Below are 17,860 nucleotides of genomic sequence, written 5' to 3' on the forward strand. Positions count from 1 at the left end.
GTCAGGAAATAGTGAATTTTTTGTTGAAGCGAGAAATTTCTAAAATCCTTGCGACGGCTGCGCGGCAGTGCGTGATACTGTAAGTCAGATTTTTGTCTGCCAGTAACTTTTGCATATTCAGTAACATGCCCAGTGCCGAACTGTCCATGTACTGCGTATTGCTCAAGTCCACTTCAATGTGTTTAATTGATGCTGGCAACTCGCTGTACGCTTGTCTGAAGTCTGTGACCAGCGAGAAATCAAACTTTTCACCAATGTAAATTACCCAGCGTTCGCCTTGTACCTGTTCAGTTTTAATTGCCATTAGCGCTCCCACTCGCATTCCGCGTTTGCTACTATGCGTAAATTCGCACTTCCGTGCACCTTAATCATTGAATACCTGATAAGTGTAGTCAATTTTCGAAGAGTGACAGATTAATATGCAAGACAACAGACTCGTATACAGTACCGACGGCGGAAAAATCAACAATGACAACAACCCCCAAGCCAGTCGTTCAGTAAATAAAGACGGTATAGCCCGAATCCACCGCGAAACCAAAGGTCGAAAAGGCAAAGGTGTGTCTATTATTACCGGCCTTGATAAAGAACCGTCTGAACTCAAAGAGCTGTGTAGTGTTCTGAAGAAGAAATGCGGCTGCGGCGGCGCAGTAAAAGAAGGGACGATTGAAGTTCAAACAGACGCACGTGACAAAATCCAACAAATACTCAAACAACAAGGTATTACATCAAAAATTGCTGGCGGCTAAGCCTTTTCGCCTTTATCTTTAGTCTATATTAACGCCAAATTATATTTGTCGCGATGCGCGGTTTGCTATGATGTAGGTAAGCAGTAGTCAGATTGGATGTTTGCGCGTGTTAAAAGCCCTTGCCGAACATCGCCTGGCGTAACGATAAAAAGAGAATACAAATGGAAAAGTTATCAATCTCCGACCTCAATATTGTGTTGGTGGAACCGTCAGATACGCAACGGAAAATTATTTCGACCTTTCTGACCAAAGAAAATGTGAAACAAATTGATAGCGCTGCCAATATTACCGAAGCCAAGCAGCTCATCGATCAGCATGGTGCTGACCTGATTATCAGCGCGATGTATTTTGAAGATGGTGCGGCAATCGAACTGCTCAAATACGTAAAAGAGCATGAATCACTGAGAACCATCCCCTTTATGCTTGTGTCCAGTGAGAACCGAACCAGTAAGCTCGAAGAGTTTAAGCAAGCTGGCGTTGCAGCAATTCTGCCCAAGCCATTCGAACCTATTCATTTGCAACGCGCACTGAACGCTAGCCTGGATTTATTGAATACAGACGAACTCGAACTTGAGCTATTTGATATTCATGAAGTCCGCGTGTTGCTGGTCGACGATAGCCGCTTAGCGCGTAACCATATTCGCCGCGTTTTAGAAGGTATGGGCCTACAGAAAATTAAGGAAGCCGAGAACGGCGCCATGGCGCTGACATTAATTAAAGACGAGGCTTTTGATTTAGTGGTAACCGACTACAACATGCCTGAAATGGACGGGCGTGAGTTGTCTGAGTTCATTCGCTTCAACCCGGAAACCGCCCACATCCCTATTATTATGGTGACGTCAGAGGCCGCAGACAGTATGCATATGGCTAACATACAACAAACAGGGGTAAATGCCCTGTGCGACAAGCCATTTGAACCAAATGAAGTACGCGCCATGCTGGCCGCATTACTGGGCGACTAATTTTTATATGCAACCGTTGAATTTTGTCAATACGCAACGGCAAAAAACGAAGGCTATTCTGTAAAAACGGGTTGACAGACATCAGTCGCCGCAATAAAGTGCACGGTATGAAACTACGAAATACAACACACACAGCGTTTTTCTTTATGTTTATCACCTTCATCTGAGGGAGGTACGCTGTGCGTGACATAAACCTCCCCCTCAAGGGAGGTTTTTTTTTGCCTGAAGTGTAAGAGAGAAGCCATGTCTGCGCCTGAATTAGATAACATCCGTGAGCGAATTACCTCACTCGATACTGAATTACTCGGTCTGTTGGCAGAACGCCGCGGCCTAACCAACCAGGTTGCCGAAACCAAAATCAAGCATCACATTCCGGTACGCGATCAGGCTCGGGAAGAGCAGCTATTGATCCGCTTGATCAAAGAAGGCCAACAGCATGGTCTTGACCCACACTATGTCACTCAGATATTCCACGTCATTATTGAAGACTCGGTGTTAAATCAACAAGCGATGCTGGCGGAACGAGCGAATCCTGGCAGTGCGTTACCGTTGAACCGTGTCGCGTTTCTGGGAGACCGTGGTTCTTACAGCTACCTGGCCACACAAAAGTACTTTTCTCGTCGCCCGGGTGACTTACTGGAAATTGGCTGTCAGAGCTTTAAAGAAGTGGTGGGTAAAGTTGAAAACAACGAAGCCGACTATGCGGTTCTCCCTATCGAGAACACAACCTCTGGTAGCATTAACGAAGTTTACGACCAACTTCAGCACACTGAACTCAGCATCATTGGCGAGTTAACTCACGCTATCAAGCACAGTCTGTTGGTTGCTAAAGATACAACACTCTCCAACATTAAGACGCTGTACGCGCATCCTCAGGTATTTACCCAGTGCAGTCACTTCCTGGCGGAATTAGGCAACGTTGAAGTAAAAACCATGGACAGTACCTCATCGGCAATGCTTACAGTCAGTGAGTTAAACAGAGACGATGTCGCCGCGATTGGCAGCGAAGCGGGCGGTAACCTGTATGGCCTCATGGCAATCAAATCCAACCTGGCTAATCAGAAAGAAAACCATAGCCGTTTTATTGTAGTAGCGAAACAACCTGTCGTCGTGCCGCTGCAGGTACCAGCCAAAACCACCTTCGTCATGTCGACTGTGCAAAAGCCTGGTGCCCTGGTTGAAGCCCTGCTTATCCTCAAGCAAAACAACATTAATATGACCAAACTGGAGTCCCGCCCTATCCACGGCAATCCGTGGGAAGAGATGTTCTATATTGATGTCGAGGGGAATACGCAGGATGGTCCAATGCAGAAAGCAGTGGATGAACTGAAGAAAATCACCCGCTACGTAAAAGTGTTGGGATGTTACCCTAGTGAAGAAATCAGCCCCACCAAGGTGGCGGCAGGCAAAGCCCTGACCTCTTAATATTCAATAAAAAATGGCCACTTTTGTGGCCATTTTTGTATTTATAAAACAAGTTTAATCTTCGGGCTGTGGCTGTACAGACCTCAACATCTGGTTATCATCAGCTTTCAACAGCAATTGCTTACTGTCCACGAGACAGGTTTTAGCATAATCGCCAAACCATTCACCAATCTCATTAAACTGCTCGATAAACGCGGTTTTATCGCCCTGCTCTAACAAGCTTAGCGCTTCGCCAAAGCGTTGATGAAAACGCCGCAACAGCGCGAAGTTGTCCGGATTATTGAAAATAATATCGGCGTACAAATTGGGAGATTGGGCAAACAAGCGCCCTACCATGGCCAGTTCCAGGCGGTAAATAGGAGAACTAAGCTGCGTGAGCTGCACCAAATCCGGATTTTCGCCCGCCAGGTGTGCGCCGTACACAAACGTGTTGAAGTGGCGCATGACCTGAATAAATGCCATCGCCTTGTCATGATCCTGGGCTGTCGTTTCAATTAAGTTGGCACCCCAGGTTTTCATTTGCTCAAGCAACCACTCATAGGTAGCTTCACCGCGCCCATGACACACCACAACCACTTGCTTTATCATGCCTGGCGCATCCGGTCCAAACATAGGGTGTAACCCTACAACCGGCCCGCTATGTGCGGCCATCATGGCACCCAGTGGCTTGTCTTTGATACTGGTAATGTCGGCCAGAATACAATTCTCAGGCAGTGCTTTGAGACTGGCAATCACGTCAACCGTCAGATTGATCGGCACAGACACCAATACCAGACTGGCCTGAGCAAACAGACTCTCAGCCTGAGACCAGTCGTCTTTTTCCAATATGTCGACGTTGTAACCGCTGCGTGTAAATAACCCGACAAAAACACTGCCCAACGCACCGCCACCACCAATAACCACGATCCGTTTGACGCCGGGGTTAACGCAGCGATAGCGATTGTTCTGGATATGATAAGACTCGCGCATGATTCGGCGCAGGAGATCTTCAACCAACGCAGGAGACACGCCTGCCGCTTCAGCTTGCTGCTGACGATCGGCCAGTAATGCCGCTTCGCGCGAGGGCACGTAAATCGGCATGCCGGTTTTGGCTTTAATATCGCCGACTTTGCTGGCTAATGCTGCTCGCTTGGCTAGCAAATCGACGAGCTGGCTGTCCAGCTCGTCTATTCCCTGGCGTAGATCGCTCAATTGCTGAGCAAACTGTTCCGCTGTGTCTTTTGACATATAATCAGGCTACATCCGTTCGCTTATTTTGGCGTAATGGTAACACAGTAATCAGCTTATCCCGCATCTGGCCAAGCAGACTTTCTGTAGTATCCCAGTCAATACATCCATCGGTAATTGATACGCCGTATTCCAACGACTCAAACGGTACGCCATCAGATTTCTGATTGCCCGCTTTTAAGTGGCTTTCCAGCATAACGCCGATAATTGACTGATTCCCTTCCAAAATCTGATTTACCACGTTTTGTGCAACCAGTGGCTGACGGCGATAATCTTTATTCGAGTTGGCATGGCTACAATCGACGACCAGGCCCGCTGTCAATTTGGCATTGTTCATCCACTCTTCGCATTCAGACACACACACTGAATCGTAGTTTGGCTGCTTACCACCACGTAAGATGATATGCCCGTCAGGGTTACCCTGTGTTTCAATAATGCTAACCTGGCCTTGCTTGTTGATGCCCATAAAGCGATGCGATGACGCCGCTGATTTAAGCGCATTAATAGCAATATCCAGACTGCCGTCAGTGCCGTTTTTGAACCCTACCGGCATCGACAGACCACTGGCCATTTCACGGTGAGTTTGTGACTCAGAGGTACGTGCACCAATCGCGCTCCAGCTGAACAACTCTGCCAGGTACTGCGGACTGATAGGGTCCAGCGCTTCAGTTGCGACAGGCAGTTCCAGCTCGGCCAGCCAGATCAGCAGTTCACGTGCCTTGCGAAGACCCGTTTCAATGTCGAAGGTGTCATTAATATGCGGGTCGTTGATCAGGCCTTTCCAGCCTGTCGTTGTACGGGGTTTTTCAAAATAGACGCGCATTACGATGTACAAGGTATCCTTGTAGCACTCGTGCAGTTCTTTTAAACGCAGCGCATAGTCTTTTGCCGCTTCAATATCATGGATAGAACACGGGCCGCAAATAACCAGCATACGGTGGTCACGGCGATGAATAATGTCCGCAATTGTCTGGCGGGAATCGTGAATTACCGACAGCGCACGGTCTGAAACAGGTAATTCCTGAGCCAGTGCCTCAGGCGTGATCAGAATATTTTCTGCACTCACGTGAATGTTGTTAATAGTGTCCTTAATCATGTGTCGCTCTTGGTCTTGGGAAATAAAAAAACGTCAGGCCTGTTGCTATGGGTGATAACTCCGTCCACACAACGTCCATTAAGTAAAGCAGATACAGGCAATAAATACAGGCGTATAGTTATATTTACATCAAAAAATTTCAACCTGATGAAATAGCGTTGACTTTTTATCAATAATTGATATGCAAAGCAAGTAAAAACTCCATATCTGAAGTACTTTGCCATATTTACCGTTTGAAACTTGCTTAACCACGCCTTAACTTTTATATCGTCACAATCGGTCGCTGATCAGCATATACTTGCTAACAAAGAGCATAACGTATTGCGACGAAACAAGTTTTATTGCGGTGAACGGTAGTGCCATGATGTTACAAAAATGTTGTACTGGCACGATAATAACAACCCACCGGTCTGATGCCGGTGCGCCCGGATAACGTACGTAGGGACACATGATTACACTGAAAGATATCCGCAAGTGCTTTTCCAATGGTGAAGAGCAAATCGTTGCTCTCAATGACGTCTCTTTGACTATCCAGCAAAACGAGTTCGTTGCCTTTATGGGCAGTTCCGGCTCCGGGAAGTCCACGTTAATGAATATTCTTGGCTGTCTGGATACGCCGGACGGCGGACACTACACATTGAACGACGAACGTGTAGACAGCCTGAGTGACGAGGCCTTATCGCGTATTCGAAACCGTCACATCGGCTTTATTTTTCAAACGTTTCATTTATTACCTAAATTAGACGCTATCGGTAACGTTAAACTCCCTCTCCGCTATTCAGACATTAGTGACGAAGAAGCCCACGAGCGGGCCGTTGCACTGTTAACGAAAGTAGGACTGGGGCATCGCCTGACTCACCGCCCTTTTGAGATGTCAGGCGGGCAACGTCAACGCGTAGCGATAGCCCGTGCATTGGTCAACCACCCTACGATGGTATTGGCCGATGAACCTACAGGTAACCTCGACAGTAAAACCTCTGAAGACATTATGAATCTGCTTACTGAACTGCATCAGCAGGGGCAAACCATCGTAATGGTCACCCACGAAGAAAATATTGCGGAGTATGCTCAGCGGGTGGTTACCATGAAGGACGGCAGCATTTTAAACGAGCGGAGCAAACCATGATTAAACGTTTGATATTCGCGGCATCAATGCTTTGTGTTACACATGCAGGCAATGCCGACTCGCCCCCGCTTATTCTCACAGGAAAGCTGTCTTCATCCAACGTGCAAACGGTCACTGCACCGCGTACTGACCGCTGGCAAATTCAGCTCCAATGGATGATTGAAGAAGGCAGTGTGGTCTCGCCTGGCGATGTCATTGCGGTATTCGATTCAGGAAGCGTCGATACGCAGCTGGAACAAAATGAAGACAATCTGGCCACTCAGCAACTTTCGTTAAAGACCGAAAAAATGACCCTCGATCAGGCCGTGCGAGATGCCGAAGCGGCGCTGAACATTGCAGATCTTGAAGTAGAGAAAGCCCGCATCGAAGCCAGTATCCAGACCAATGACATCAGTGACTACGACAAGGGCCAGTACAAACTCGCACTGGAACGTGCATTGGTAGAACAATTCAAAGCACAACAGGCATTGCAACAAAAGCAATCTGAGCGCACCACTTCACTGGAAAAAGCCCAAATTGAAATAACCAAATTGGAAGAAACCATTGAGTATCAACGCTACTTACTCACCCGATTGCAGGTCAAAGCCAGTATTAGCGGCGTAGTCAGTCACATGTACCACCCTTGGAACAATGAAAAAATTACCGCAGGAACCACACTAAGAGCGGCAATGAAGGTACTGGAAGTACAAGACACCAGTGGCTTTAATATTGATGCCTGGGTGCACGAAATAGACGCCGACCGTATTCAGGTTGGACAGCAGGCATCCATTACACTGGATGCTTACCCTCAAACCCAATTCAGTGCGAAGGTAGCAACCATTGTGTCCCAGCCAGAGAAGAAATCCGGCTGGGGTGACAGTGCTTATTATCAGTTGCAGTTGGCCTTTTCGGCATTACCACAGCAAAAGCTGTTGCCGGGAATGAGCGTTAGAGTGGTTTTCCCCAGTGAGGAGATTGCGCATGCGAACTAAAGCCATATTGTTGTTAACCACGCTAATAGTAGCCTGTTCCGATCAAAGTGGAACGTCGGTTCAAACAGCCCGAGTTTTAAAACAACCACTCACCGCCTCCGGCGAGATTGTTTCATTAAATACCGCCAGTATTTCGCCCCCCTCGGTACGGGGCATGTGGCAAATGAAAGTGCAGTTTCTGGTGCCGGAAAACGCCCATGTGAAAGAAGGTGATATGTTGGTGAAGTTTGACGACCAACAGCTCAAAACTAAGTTAATTGAGCAACGCAGCGAACTGGAAGCGGAATCAAAAAACTACCAGACCAAGCAGTTAGAAGACGAAGCAAAGCTGGAAGAGCTCAAGCTGGCTCTGGCTGAAGCACAAATGAACTACGATAAGCAGAAGCGGCTGGTAGAGATAGTCGATGTGGCAACCAAACGCGTAGAAAAAGAAAAACAGCGCAAAGAATTCGAAATAGCGCAGTCCAAATTAGCCCAGGCCCAACAACAGCTGGAGCAGTTTACCACGTCTCGTTCGCTGAACGACGAGCTGGCCAGGAGTAAAATAAACCGCCTGCGTACAAAGCTAAGCCGAACCCAAAGCAATATTGATAAGTTGCAAATCAAAGCGCCTAAAGCCGGGTTAATCATGTATAAAGCTGATCCCGAAGGCAATAAAACCGCAGTGGGTGACACGGTATGGATGGGACGGACGTTACTAACTATCCCCTCACTTGATGCACTGGCGATTAAAGCCCAGTTCGATGAAGCGGATACCGCTAAGCTAGCGCCTGGCACCGAGGTTAAGGTCACTCTGGATGCCTACCCGGAAATCCCCTATTCAGGCACCATCGTCTCATTGGGCGAAGCCTACAAAGAAAAATCGTCGACCAACCTGAGTATTGTATTTGATGTTGAGATAACACTGCACCAGATAGACGACAAACGCATGCGGCCCGGCATGAAAGCGAAAATAGAAGTGTTGGAGGCAAAAGCATGAATCGTTTGCTGATCATTTCGTTATGCAGTTGGCTGCTGTCTGGCTGCGACGACACGGAAGCGGTAATTCCCACCTATGAGGTTCGCCAACAACCCTTTGAGTTATCGGTGCCCATGAAAGGCGAGCTCGAAGCCGCTCAGGCCACAGCCATTGGTGTACCCAGTCGACGTCCAATGACGATCGCCTGGCTCGAACAGGAATATACTCAGGTCAAGAAGGGCCAACTGGTTGCCAAATTCGACGCTGAGCAACTCAGTTTAGATTTGCGTAAGGAAATGCTTGCCATCATGTTGCTCGAAGAAGACATGAAATTAAATCGTGAAAGCCTCACCACGGCCGAACAGGAAGTGAACGTTGACAAGGCGCTGGTTGTGAAGGAATTTGCCTTCGCAGACGAATTCAGCGTAGATGACCTTCGGGTTTATTCCCAGTTGGAAATCATCGAAAACATGCAGAATAAAGAATACCTCGGCGCCAAAGACGAATACCTGGACTGGAAAAAAGACAGCGTCGTAGAACAAAACACCAGCGCTATCGACGTTATCGCCATTCGCAAGCAAGGTAGCCAGGCAAAGTATGACCAGATCAAAATGGCCATGGACACGCTGGAAATTCGCGCTCCCTACGACGGCATGCTGGTGTATGAATCTAACTGGCGCGGGGAAAAGCCAGCTATTGGAGAAACCGTGTTTCCCGGTCGCCCTATCGCTAAAATTCCGGATATGTCCGCCATGCAGGCAAAAGGGTTTGTGCTCGACAAAGAAGCCATTGACCTTGCCCCCGGGCTACCCGTTTCAATTACCCTGGATGCCTACCCCGATCAGGTATTCCATGGAAAAGTAAAAGAAGTGGCAGGGTTTTCCCGCACCATCTCTCGCAATAATCCCACAAAGTATTTCGAGGTTACCGTCAGTCTCGACGATCAATCATCCAGGCTACTCACACCAGGTCGGAAATTGCATGCAAGTATTAAAGTCAGCGAGGGGGAAACCCGCCTGACGCTGCCCACTCAGGCAATATACAGCGATCAAGGGGTTAACTTTGTGTTTAAGCAGCAGGGCGATCAATTTGTAAGACAACGCATAGCAGTAGGCCAGAAAAACCTGTTTATGGTAGAGGTGACAGAAGGACTAACCGAAGGCGATGTCATTGCCCTTGCTTACAAGGAGTTATTGTAATGGCCGGAACATTGAATGCCGCAACCCTCAAATTACTGATAGGCGACGCCCTGAATGAATTGCTGTCGCAAAAACTGCGCACTTTTCTAACGTTGCTAGGCATGATTTTTGGTGTGGGTGCCGTGATTGCCATGCTGAATATAGGCAAAGGCGCGGAACGGGAAGCGCTGAAAATGATTGGCGCGATGGGCTTACAAAACCTGATTGTCGAAGCGCACAGCTATAATAAAGAAGAATTACAGGAAATACGTGAAGAGTCACTTGGCCTCACCTATTCAGATGTGCAGGCCGCGCTTCACACCCTGCCCTTTATAACCGGCTACAGTGCAGAGAAACAAATCAAACTCTTCGCCCTTTACAGTGATTTCGCCAAAGCCGATGCAACCGCCGTTGGCGTAACCGCCAGTTACTTTACTCTGGCCAGTATGCAAACCAGTCAGGGCCGGTTGCTCAGCCCGGAAGACGAAAAACGCGTTGCACAAGTGGCGGTATTAGGCTCAGATGTTGCCCGAAACTTATTCGCCGATCAGGACCCCATCGGCCAGTACGTAAAAGTCAATCACCTGTGGTTTGAAGTGGTAGGCGTGCTAGCGACACCCGATTTTAATAAAGATGCGTTTCAGGGCGTCAAATTAGGGGGAGACCGCAACCAGGTTTTCGTCCCACTGGCAACAAGTCAGATGAAGCTGAGTGCCGAGCCTCTTGCCAATGAACTGGACGTCGTAAAACTACAAGTTGACGAAGATTACTCCACTGTACTGGCGGCAAAAGCGGTGACCCAATTGCTCAGTCAACGTCATGCCGGCGTTGAGGATTATCAGTTAATTATTCCTGTGCAATTGTTGGCACAACAAGAAAACACTCAGCGTATTTTTAATATTGTTATGGCCTGTGTTGCAGGTATTTCACTGCTGGTTGGCGGCATCGGGATCATGAATATTATGCTGGCCAATGTGTTGGAACGCACCCGGGAAATCGGCTTACTGCGCGCTGTTGGCGCAACCCAACGCGACATTAAATTGCAGTTTATTACTGAGAGTTTTGTGATTTCTGTTGTCGGCGGGTTGCTGGGGATCGTATTTGGTCTGGTGCTGTCGGAGATCATTGGTTTTTACTCTGAATGGGCGGTAAGCTGGTCACTTACAGCCATTGTGCTTTCGGTGTCTATTTGCTTGCTGGTCGGTGTCGGCTTCGGTGTGTTTCCGGCAATCAAGGCGTCGAAGCTCAATCCGATTGATGCGCTACACACCGATTAGGCGTCGTTGCTAAGCTAGCCGGGCGTGGCCATTGTTCATAAAGAAAGGGAATGAAACATGAACAAACTATTGAGCAGTTTACTGCTTTTCATTGTAACGACGTCGGCCTGCGCATTTGATAAAGCCAAACTCGACGCATACCTGGCAACGATAGAAGCAAATGACAAGGCGATGTTGTCTTTGGCTATTACTAAGGACGGAAAGCCGGTCTATCAACGCGCAATTGGCTTTGCAGACATCGCCAGCCAGAAAAAAGCCAGTACCGACACCCTGTATCGTATTGGCTCCATCACAAAAGTGTTTACTTCTGTGATGATTTTTCAGCTCATCGACGAAGGCAAGCTGTCGCTAACCACCCCGCTCGCGCAATTTTACCCCGACGTGAAAAACGCAAGTGACATCACCATTGCCATGCTGTTAAGTCATCGTAGTGGGATCCACAATTTCACCAACGTGCCTGACTACGTGGAATACATGACTCAGCCAAAAACCAAGCAAGACATGCTGAGTATTATTGAAACCATGGACAGTGATTTTACACCAGGGAGTAAGGCAAGTTACTCTAACAGCGGCTACGTTTTATTGGGGTATATTTTGGAGGACGTCACCGGTGATAGCTATGCAAACCAGTTAAAGGAGCGTATAACCAGTAAGCTTGGCCTGCAGCACACGGTATTTGGCGAGCCCATTCAGGTACAGCTTAACCACGCCAATTCATACAGTTTCCAAGCGTCGTCCTGGACGCCTGCCACCCTAACCGATATGAGCATTCCTCATGCTGCAGGCGCAATCAGCGCAACGCCCACTGACGTGGCAGTATTTTTAAGCCATCTGTTTGAAGGTAAGTTACTGTCTGCCACGTCATTGGTAAAAATGAAGGAGATTAATCAGGGGTACGGTCACGGTTTATTTCAGTTCCCGTTTTTTGAACGCAAGGCGTATGGCCATACTGGCGGCATTGATGGGTTTAGCTCGCAAAGTGCGTATTTTGAAAGTGATGATGTAGCTGTGGTACTCACTGCCAATGGCCTGAATTACCCGCTAAATGATATTAGCATTGGTGTGTTGAGTCTGTATTTTGGCATCCCTTTTGAGGTACCTGACTTGTCGAGTCGGGCCATCACGCTGACTGAGGACTTACTGACTTTCTATCAGGGGGTATTCGCTTCAAATGCCATGCCGCTCAAAATAACCCTCAAGATAACGGACGGGCAATTGACCGCACAAGCAACAGGCCAACCCGCCCTGCCGTTAACCCCCTTTTCCAGTGCCGAGTTTCGTTTCGAGCCTGCGGGTATCATCATCAGCTTTGAACAAACTGAAAACGGCATCAATTATGACAAGTTCCTATTGAAACAAGGCGGCGGCACTTATTCATTTAACAAAGAATAAGCGTTAAAAGAGCTTACCCGTTTACTTACACGGAATAGCAAAGTCCACATGGTAATGTTCGTCATGCCGGACCCAGGAGCGCTTTTTCGAAAATTGGATATGTTGAGCCAGATAGGCGGCGTATTGTGTTTTGTATAAATAAGACTGTAGTTCCGGAGCAAAAATCACTCGCCACACGTTGTAGCCACGTTTAACAGACACTTTGTGCAGTGCAACGATGTGCGCTGCCATAGCTTCATAGTCTATTCGCCATTCATCGAGCCTGCCGTCTTTATCGAATTCAATGTCGTAACCAAATCGATTAAACGGATGAGTTGGCAGATGTACAGATTCGCCTGAGGCATTGACAACCGGCACCATAAAATCAACAGACAGGCCATTTTGATGCGTTTTATGGGGTTTAAATTTTCCGCCAGCTTCAAAACCGGTTTCGGCGTATTTGAAGAGCTTATTCGGCAGGTCGGTTTCCAATGCCGTATAAGCGCTTAGCACAATATCTCTCACCGTTGAATGCACATAGGTTCTGCCTGCTAGCCTGGCAATAGTACTGTAGCCTTCGTAGTTTTCACCAGATGTTGGTAACTTCACGCCATTTTCAAGTCGTCCATTACCGGTTGTGCCAAAACAGACGCTTTCTTCCGCCCCTGCCACCGTGGAAAACACTAACATGGCTACACAAGCAACCAGCGCCTGTTGTTTATTCATAATGCGTACATCGACTTCGTCACTACGGTTCCAGCCGGTACCGTGGTGTTGTCCGGAATGCTTGCCCCCGGTAACACGCTGCAATGGGCGCCAAGCGTTACATGGTTGCCAATGTGAATTGCATGGGCCTGTTGCCAGCCCGCTTTGCGCTTTTGCTCTTCCAGTGGATGGGTAACGGTGGCAATCACGACTCCCTCCTCAATAACCACATGCGACCCAAGATTCACCTTGTTGTGATCCAGAATAACCACATTGTGTTTAACGAGCAGTGGGCCATTACAAAAAATATTGATGCCAAAATCACACGCAAAATGCCCCCCTATTTCGACGTTGACGACATTCGGCAGTAATTGCTGTAAAGCCTCTTTGCGGGCTTGTTCATTGTGGTTTGGCTGATTAATAAACCAGCACAACTGTGAGGCGTGCAGCCTTAACACCTGCAGTTCTGACGCATTCCCCAAATACCAGTCGCCATCTTGTATGGCTTGCCAAACGTCTTTCGGAATCTCCATTTGCCTATTATTTTTGTCGAATTGGTATTGCCATCATAATTGATGTGTTTTCACGATGCATGAGTTAATGCGGTATGAATGGAACTGGTTTCGAATTGGAGAATGGACTTTTTATCACGCACTAAAAAGCCCGCAACAAGTGCGGGCTTTTCGAAGTTAACAGTAACGCAAGGATTAGTAATCTTAGTTAAGCTTCTCTTTGATACGTGCAGATTTACCTGAACGCTCACGCAGATAGTAAAGCTTGGCGCGACGAACTGCACCGCGACGTTTCACTTCGATAGAAGATACCGCCGGGCTGTGTGTTTGGAACACACGCTCTACGCCTTCGCCACTTGAAATTTTACGTACTGTAAAAGACGAGTGAAGACCACGGTTACGCTTAGCGATAACAACACCTTCGTATGCCTGAAGACGCTCTTTGTCACCTTCAGTTACACGAACTTTAACAATCACTGTGTCACCTGGGCCGAACGCAGGAACATCAGATTTAAGCTGTGCTTGCTCAATTTTTTTGATGATATCTTGACTGACTTTGCTCATCATATCCTCTCATCCTAGTTAACTGTCATCTTGCTGCAACGACGCCTGAAATGCTTCTAGCAAGCGTTGCTGCTCCTCAGTCAGAGCTAGGTCGTTTAATAACTCGGGGCGACGCAACCAGGTTCTACCTAAAGATTGTTGCAATCGCCACTGTCTGATTTTTTCGTGATCACCGCTCAACAATACTGGCGGCACCGCTTTCCCATCCAATACTTCAGGTCGAGTGTAATGCGGGCAATCTAACAAACCATGAGTAAATGAGTCTTCAACTGCTGAGTCGCTGTGACCCAGAACCCCGGGGACTAACCGGGCAATTGCATCCATCATTACCATGGCAGGCAGTTCGCCGCCACTTAGCACGTAATCACCGATTGACCATTCTTCGTCAACATGGCTTTCAATTACACGCTCATCGACACCTTCGTACCGTCCACACAACAAGATTAAATTGTCGTGTGATGCCAGTGACTTAACACCGGCCTGGTCAAGTGGTTTGCCCTGTGGAGACAGGTAAATCACTTTACTGTTCTCACCACCCGCCTGTTTGGCAGCGGTGATAGCGTCTGTCAGTGGCTTCACCATCATCAGCATACCCGGACCACCGCCATAAGGGCGATCATCGACGGTACGATGACGATCGTGCGTAAAATCACGGGGGTTAAAATGCTCAATGGTCAGTTGCCCTTTTTTGACTGCCCGGCCTATCACCCCTTGTTGGGTAAAAGGACCAAACATGTCAGGAAACAAACTGATTACACCAAACCATTTTGCCGCGGTCACTTAGAACCCCGGTTCCCAGTCTACTGTGATAATACGTTCCACTTTGTCGACCGTTTGCACGACAGAATCGAGCACAAACGGCACCAATCTTTCTTTTTGACCAAAAGCGTCATTCCCTTTAGCGCGGATGCGTAACACATCGTTTGCTCCGGTATTAAACACTTCTGCCACCGTACCCAGGTTGTAACCTTGCGTTGTTACGACCTGCATGCCGGTCAGCTCCCGCCAGTAATATTCGCCTTCTTCCAATTCAGGAAGTTGCTCTGCCTGAATGGCGATATCCAGGTTTTTAATGCGCTCTGCATCATCCCGGGTATCAATCCCTTCCAGCTTTGCAACCAAGGCTTTACCGTGCGGACGCCACTGGTCAATCTGGTATTCTTTACCATCAGCCAGTATCCACGGGCTGTAGTCAAAAATACCTTCTGGTACATCGGTATAGCTGTTGATTTTGACCCAACCTTTCACACCGTAAGATGCACCGATTTTGCCAATAACCACTTTGTCAGACGCGAGACTCATCTATACCACCAGTTATGCAGCTTATGCCGCAGATTTTTTAGCTTCTTTTACCAGAGTGGTAACACGCTCAGACAAGCTCGCGCCTACGCCAACCCAGTATTCAACACGCTCAAGATCTAAACGCAGACGTTCTGCCTGACCTTGTGCAGTTGGGTTGAAGAAACCAACGTTTTCAATGAAACGACCGTTTCTTGCACGACGGCTGTCAGCCACCACTACTTGATAAAATGGACGCTTTTTGGCGCCACCACGCTGTAAACGAATAGTAACCATAAATGCCTCAAACTCGTTGTAGCGTTACCGTTAACTTACCTTTTGCCTGCGCTGTATACACAACGTACAAGGCGAAAGGCCGCGGAATTATACGTATCCAGCAACAAATTGCAAGGTTAAAGCTTGATAAAAGCGCATAGCCATTAAAGTTTTTCTGCCATTCATCCTGTTTAACGCCGTGAGTTGAGCTGTACGCCTTATAGGAACAGGTGAAACAGTGATCGAATTTGCAAAATCGGGGTATCATAATCAGAACGTTAATGCATGACGGTTTTCGTACTTCTTTGTAGAAAATTGATGTAGCGACAATCACTTGCCTGTTTAGCACACCACCCAGAGGCTACCTTGATCACCACTAAAGACGTCCTTAAATGGCTACTGAGTCTGTTATCTCCCTATAAAAAACACGTTGTATTGGCTTTATTGGCACTATTTGTGGCTGCATCGTCGTGGTTGTTACTCGGCCAAGGCATCAAACTGACCGTCGACGAAGGCATGAATGCCGAGCAACTGCATAAACTCAATACCGCCATTGGCTGGGTACTGGCATTTACCGTGCTGGGATGCCTGGCAACGTATTTTCGCTTTTACCTTATGACCTGGCTGGGCGAACGTATCAGCGCCGATATCCGCATTAACGTATACAACCATTTATTATCACTCCCGCCGGGGTTCTTTGCCGAAACTCGCACAGGTGAAGTAATTTCGCGCTTTACCAACGACACGGCGGTCATTCAGACCGTGGTAGGCATGAGCTTATCCATGGCCATTCGTTCCGTCATTGGATTCGTGGGCGCACTTGTTCTTATGGCTATTACCAGTCCCCTGCTCACGCTGTGCGTACTCGGCGCTGTGCCGTTAATCCTTATTCCACTTCGAATCATTGCGCCGAAGGTACGCACCTATTCCAGATTAAGTCAGGACAGAATTGCAGACATCGGCGCTCAGGTAGACGAAACGCTGCATGAAATCATGGTAGTACAAGCCTTTACCGCAGAATCAGTCGAGCGCGGTAAATTTGCCAATACGGTTCACTCTGCATTAAAAGCCGCCTCAACGCGTATTCATTTTCGTTCGATGTTAATTGGCATCATTATGCTGGTCAGTATGCTGTCTATTATTGGCATAGGCTGGCTGGGGATTCGCCAGGTGCTGACCGGAGAAATTTCTGCCGGCCAGCTATCTGCGTTTCTATTTTACGCCGTGTTTGCCGGAAGCAGCATTGCAACAGTCAGTGAAGTACTGGGTGAAATTCAACGCGGTGTTGGCGCCAGTGAGCGCCTGCTGGAATTATTAGCCACTCAACCAGACAACGCGGGAGGAGAAACGCAACCCGCCATATGCAATGAACCACCTGCGATCCAGTTTGATCAGGTTGAATTTAGCTATACGCCATCATCTTCCCTCTTCACGGACCTGAGCCTTACCATTCAACCTGGCGAATGTGTGGCATTAGTGGGACCAAGCGGCGCAGGAAAATCGACATTATTTCAGCTGTTGCTTCGCTTTTATCACATTAGCCGGGGGCGGATTACTATTAATGAGCACGACATTAATACGCTCTCGTTACAAAGTTTGCGCGAGCACATTGCTATCGTGCCCCAGGAACCCGTTATTTTTGCCACAACCGTCGCAGAAAACATTCGTTATGGCCGGCCATCAGCGAGTGACGAAGAAGTAAAGCAAGCCGCGCTGCAGGCCTATTCCGACGAGTTTATTCACACGCTTTCCGACGGCTACAACACAGAACTGGGAGAGCGAGGCGTGAAGTTGTCCGGTGGACAACGACAACGAATTGCGATTGCCCGGGCCATTCTGGCTGACCGCCCCATCTTACTCCTCGACGAAGCTACCAGTGCTCTGGACGCGGTGAGCGAACACAAAGTGCAGCAAGCATTGAATAATCTTATAAAAGGTAGGACCACTTTGGTGATCGCCCATCGCCTCGCGACTGTACAAATGACCGACCGCATTCTGGTGATGGAGAACGGTAAGATCAGAAACGCAGGTACACATACTGAATTACTGAAAAACGACACACTGTATCGGGAATACGCTGAACTACAACTCATGGGGTAGTGTGCAACTAATGCTTTAGTAATAATACGCATTATTATTTGCCGATAACGTTGTGAGCCGGCCTGGCTTTTGGCTCACTAACAATGGA

The 17,860-nt window shown here is 48.0% G+C and carries 19 protein-coding genes; 10 read left to right on the forward strand and 9 right to left on the reverse strand.

The window, feature by feature from the left end; translation table 11 throughout:
- Position 1: 1 nt before the first annotated feature.
- Positions 2-304, reverse strand: coding sequence for an STAS domain-containing protein (locus BUB81_RS19425; RefSeq protein WP_073325023.1), 303 nt, complete (start codon positions 302-304; stop codon positions 2-4).
- A 115-nt stretch (positions 305-419) separates the two neighbouring features.
- Between BUB81_RS19425 and BUB81_RS19430 the strand changes: the two genes are divergently transcribed.
- The 3 genes from BUB81_RS19430 (at position 420) to pheA (ending at position 3,133) form a co-directional block, all read left to right on the forward strand.
- Complete coding sequence (locus BUB81_RS19430) at positions 420-746, forward strand: translation initiation factor (RefSeq protein WP_073325024.1); 327 nt, start codon at positions 420-422, stop codon at positions 744-746.
- Positions 747-907: 161 nt separating this feature from the next.
- Complete coding sequence (locus tag BUB81_RS19435) at positions 908-1,708, forward strand: response regulator transcription factor (protein WP_073325025.1); 801 nt, start codon at positions 908-910, stop codon at positions 1,706-1,708.
- Between the two features lie 243 nt (positions 1,709-1,951).
- Entirely contained in the window at positions 1,952-3,133 is a 1,182-nt protein-coding gene (gene pheA / locus BUB81_RS19440) for a prephenate dehydratase (RefSeq protein WP_073325026.1), read from the forward strand.
- A 54-nt stretch (positions 3,134-3,187) separates the two neighbouring features.
- Here pheA and tyrA read toward each other — a convergent pair whose 3' ends face one another.
- A complete protein-coding gene (tyrA, locus tag BUB81_RS19445; protein WP_073325027.1) occupies positions 3,188-4,360 on the reverse strand; it encodes a bifunctional chorismate mutase/prephenate dehydrogenase in 1,173 nt (390 codons plus the stop codon).
- 4 nt (positions 4,361-4,364) lie between these two features.
- Positions 4,365-5,456 carry a 3-deoxy-7-phosphoheptulonate synthase gene (locus tag BUB81_RS19450; RefSeq protein WP_073325028.1) on the reverse strand — a complete coding sequence of 364 codons (1,092 nt, stop codon included), beginning with the start codon at positions 5,454-5,456 and terminating at the stop codon, positions 4,365-4,367.
- A gap of 448 nt (positions 5,457-5,904) precedes the next feature.
- Here BUB81_RS19450 and BUB81_RS19455 point away from each other — a divergent pair, with 448 nt between their 5' ends.
- Genes BUB81_RS19455 through BUB81_RS19480 form a run of 6 tightly spaced genes read left to right on the forward strand, consistent with a single transcriptional unit; the run spans position 5,905 to position 12,358 of the window.
- Positions 5,905-6,582, forward strand: a complete 678-nt coding sequence (locus BUB81_RS19455; RefSeq protein ID WP_073325029.1) for an ABC transporter ATP-binding protein — start codon at positions 5,905-5,907, stop codon at positions 6,580-6,582.
- Entirely contained in the window at positions 6,579-7,553 is a 975-nt protein-coding gene (locus BUB81_RS19460) for an HlyD family secretion protein (protein WP_073325030.1), read from the forward strand. Before BUB81_RS19455 ends, BUB81_RS19460 begins: the two co-directional genes overlap by 4 nt.
- A complete protein-coding gene (locus BUB81_RS19465) occupies positions 7,543-8,532 on the forward strand; it encodes an HlyD family secretion protein (protein ID WP_073325031.1) in 990 nt (329 codons plus the stop codon). Before BUB81_RS19460 ends, BUB81_RS19465 begins: the two co-directional genes overlap by 11 nt.
- Positions 8,529-9,710 (forward strand): efflux RND transporter periplasmic adaptor subunit, encoded by a 1,182-nt coding sequence (locus BUB81_RS19470; RefSeq protein WP_073325032.1) that lies wholly within the window; start codon positions 8,529-8,531, stop codon positions 9,708-9,710. The genes BUB81_RS19465 and BUB81_RS19470 overlap by 4 nt, the downstream gene beginning before the upstream one ends.
- Entirely contained in the window at positions 9,710-10,966 is a 1,257-nt protein-coding gene (locus BUB81_RS19475; RefSeq protein ID WP_073325033.1) for an ABC transporter permease, read from the forward strand. Before BUB81_RS19470 ends, BUB81_RS19475 begins: the two co-directional genes overlap by 1 nt.
- Positions 10,967-11,023: 57 nt before the next feature.
- The gene (locus tag BUB81_RS19480; protein ID WP_073325034.1) at positions 11,024-12,358 is read left to right on the forward strand and encodes a serine hydrolase domain-containing protein; all 1,335 of its coding nucleotides are present in this window, start codon (positions 11,024-11,026) and stop codon (positions 12,356-12,358) included.
- 21 nt (positions 12,359-12,379) lie between these two features.
- Here the strand turns inward: BUB81_RS19480 and BUB81_RS19485 are convergent, their stop codons facing one another.
- The 6 genes from BUB81_RS19485 to rpsP all read right to left on the reverse strand — a co-directional run bounded on the left by BUB81_RS19485 (position 12,380) and on the right by rpsP (position 15,693).
- On the reverse strand, positions 12,380-13,063 hold the full coding sequence (locus tag BUB81_RS19485) for a penicillin-insensitive murein endopeptidase (RefSeq protein WP_073325035.1): 684 nt from the start codon (positions 13,061-13,063) through the stop codon (positions 12,380-12,382).
- Positions 13,060-13,575 (reverse strand): DapH/DapD/GlmU-related protein, encoded by a 516-nt coding sequence (locus tag BUB81_RS19490; RefSeq protein WP_073325036.1) that lies wholly within the window; start codon positions 13,573-13,575, stop codon positions 13,060-13,062. The genes BUB81_RS19485 and BUB81_RS19490 overlap by 4 nt, the downstream gene beginning before the upstream one ends.
- A 183-nt stretch (positions 13,576-13,758) precedes the next feature.
- Positions 13,759-14,118: a 50S ribosomal protein L19 gene (gene rplS, locus BUB81_RS19495; protein ID WP_070126899.1), complete on the reverse strand. Its 360-nt coding sequence runs from the start codon at positions 14,116-14,118 to the stop codon at positions 13,759-13,761.
- 18 nt (positions 14,119-14,136) lie between these two features.
- Positions 14,137-14,898 carry a tRNA (guanosine(37)-N1)-methyltransferase TrmD gene (trmD, locus tag BUB81_RS19500; RefSeq protein ID WP_073325037.1) on the reverse strand — a complete coding sequence of 254 codons (762 nt, stop codon included), beginning with the start codon at positions 14,896-14,898 and terminating at the stop codon, positions 14,137-14,139.
- Positions 14,899-15,420 (reverse strand): ribosome maturation factor RimM, encoded by a 522-nt coding sequence (gene rimM, locus BUB81_RS19505; protein ID WP_073325038.1) that lies wholly within the window; start codon positions 15,418-15,420, stop codon positions 14,899-14,901. It lies immediately after the preceding gene.
- Between the two features lie 21 nt (positions 15,421-15,441).
- Positions 15,442-15,693 carry a 30S ribosomal protein S16 gene (gene rpsP, locus BUB81_RS19510; RefSeq protein ID WP_073325039.1) on the reverse strand — a complete coding sequence of 84 codons (252 nt, stop codon included), beginning with the start codon at positions 15,691-15,693 and terminating at the stop codon, positions 15,442-15,444.
- Positions 15,694-16,038: 345 nt separating this feature from the next.
- Between rpsP and BUB81_RS19515 the strand changes: the two genes are divergently transcribed.
- Positions 16,039-17,772 (forward strand): ABC transporter transmembrane domain-containing protein, encoded by a 1,734-nt coding sequence (locus tag BUB81_RS19515; protein WP_073325040.1) that lies wholly within the window; start codon positions 16,039-16,041, stop codon positions 17,770-17,772.
- Positions 17,773-17,860 lie beyond the last annotated feature (88 nt).

The organism is Marisediminitalea aggregata, from assembly GCF_900129565.1.
Classification (GTDB): Bacteria; Pseudomonadota; Gammaproteobacteria; order Enterobacterales; family Alteromonadaceae; genus Alteromonas; species Alteromonas aggregata.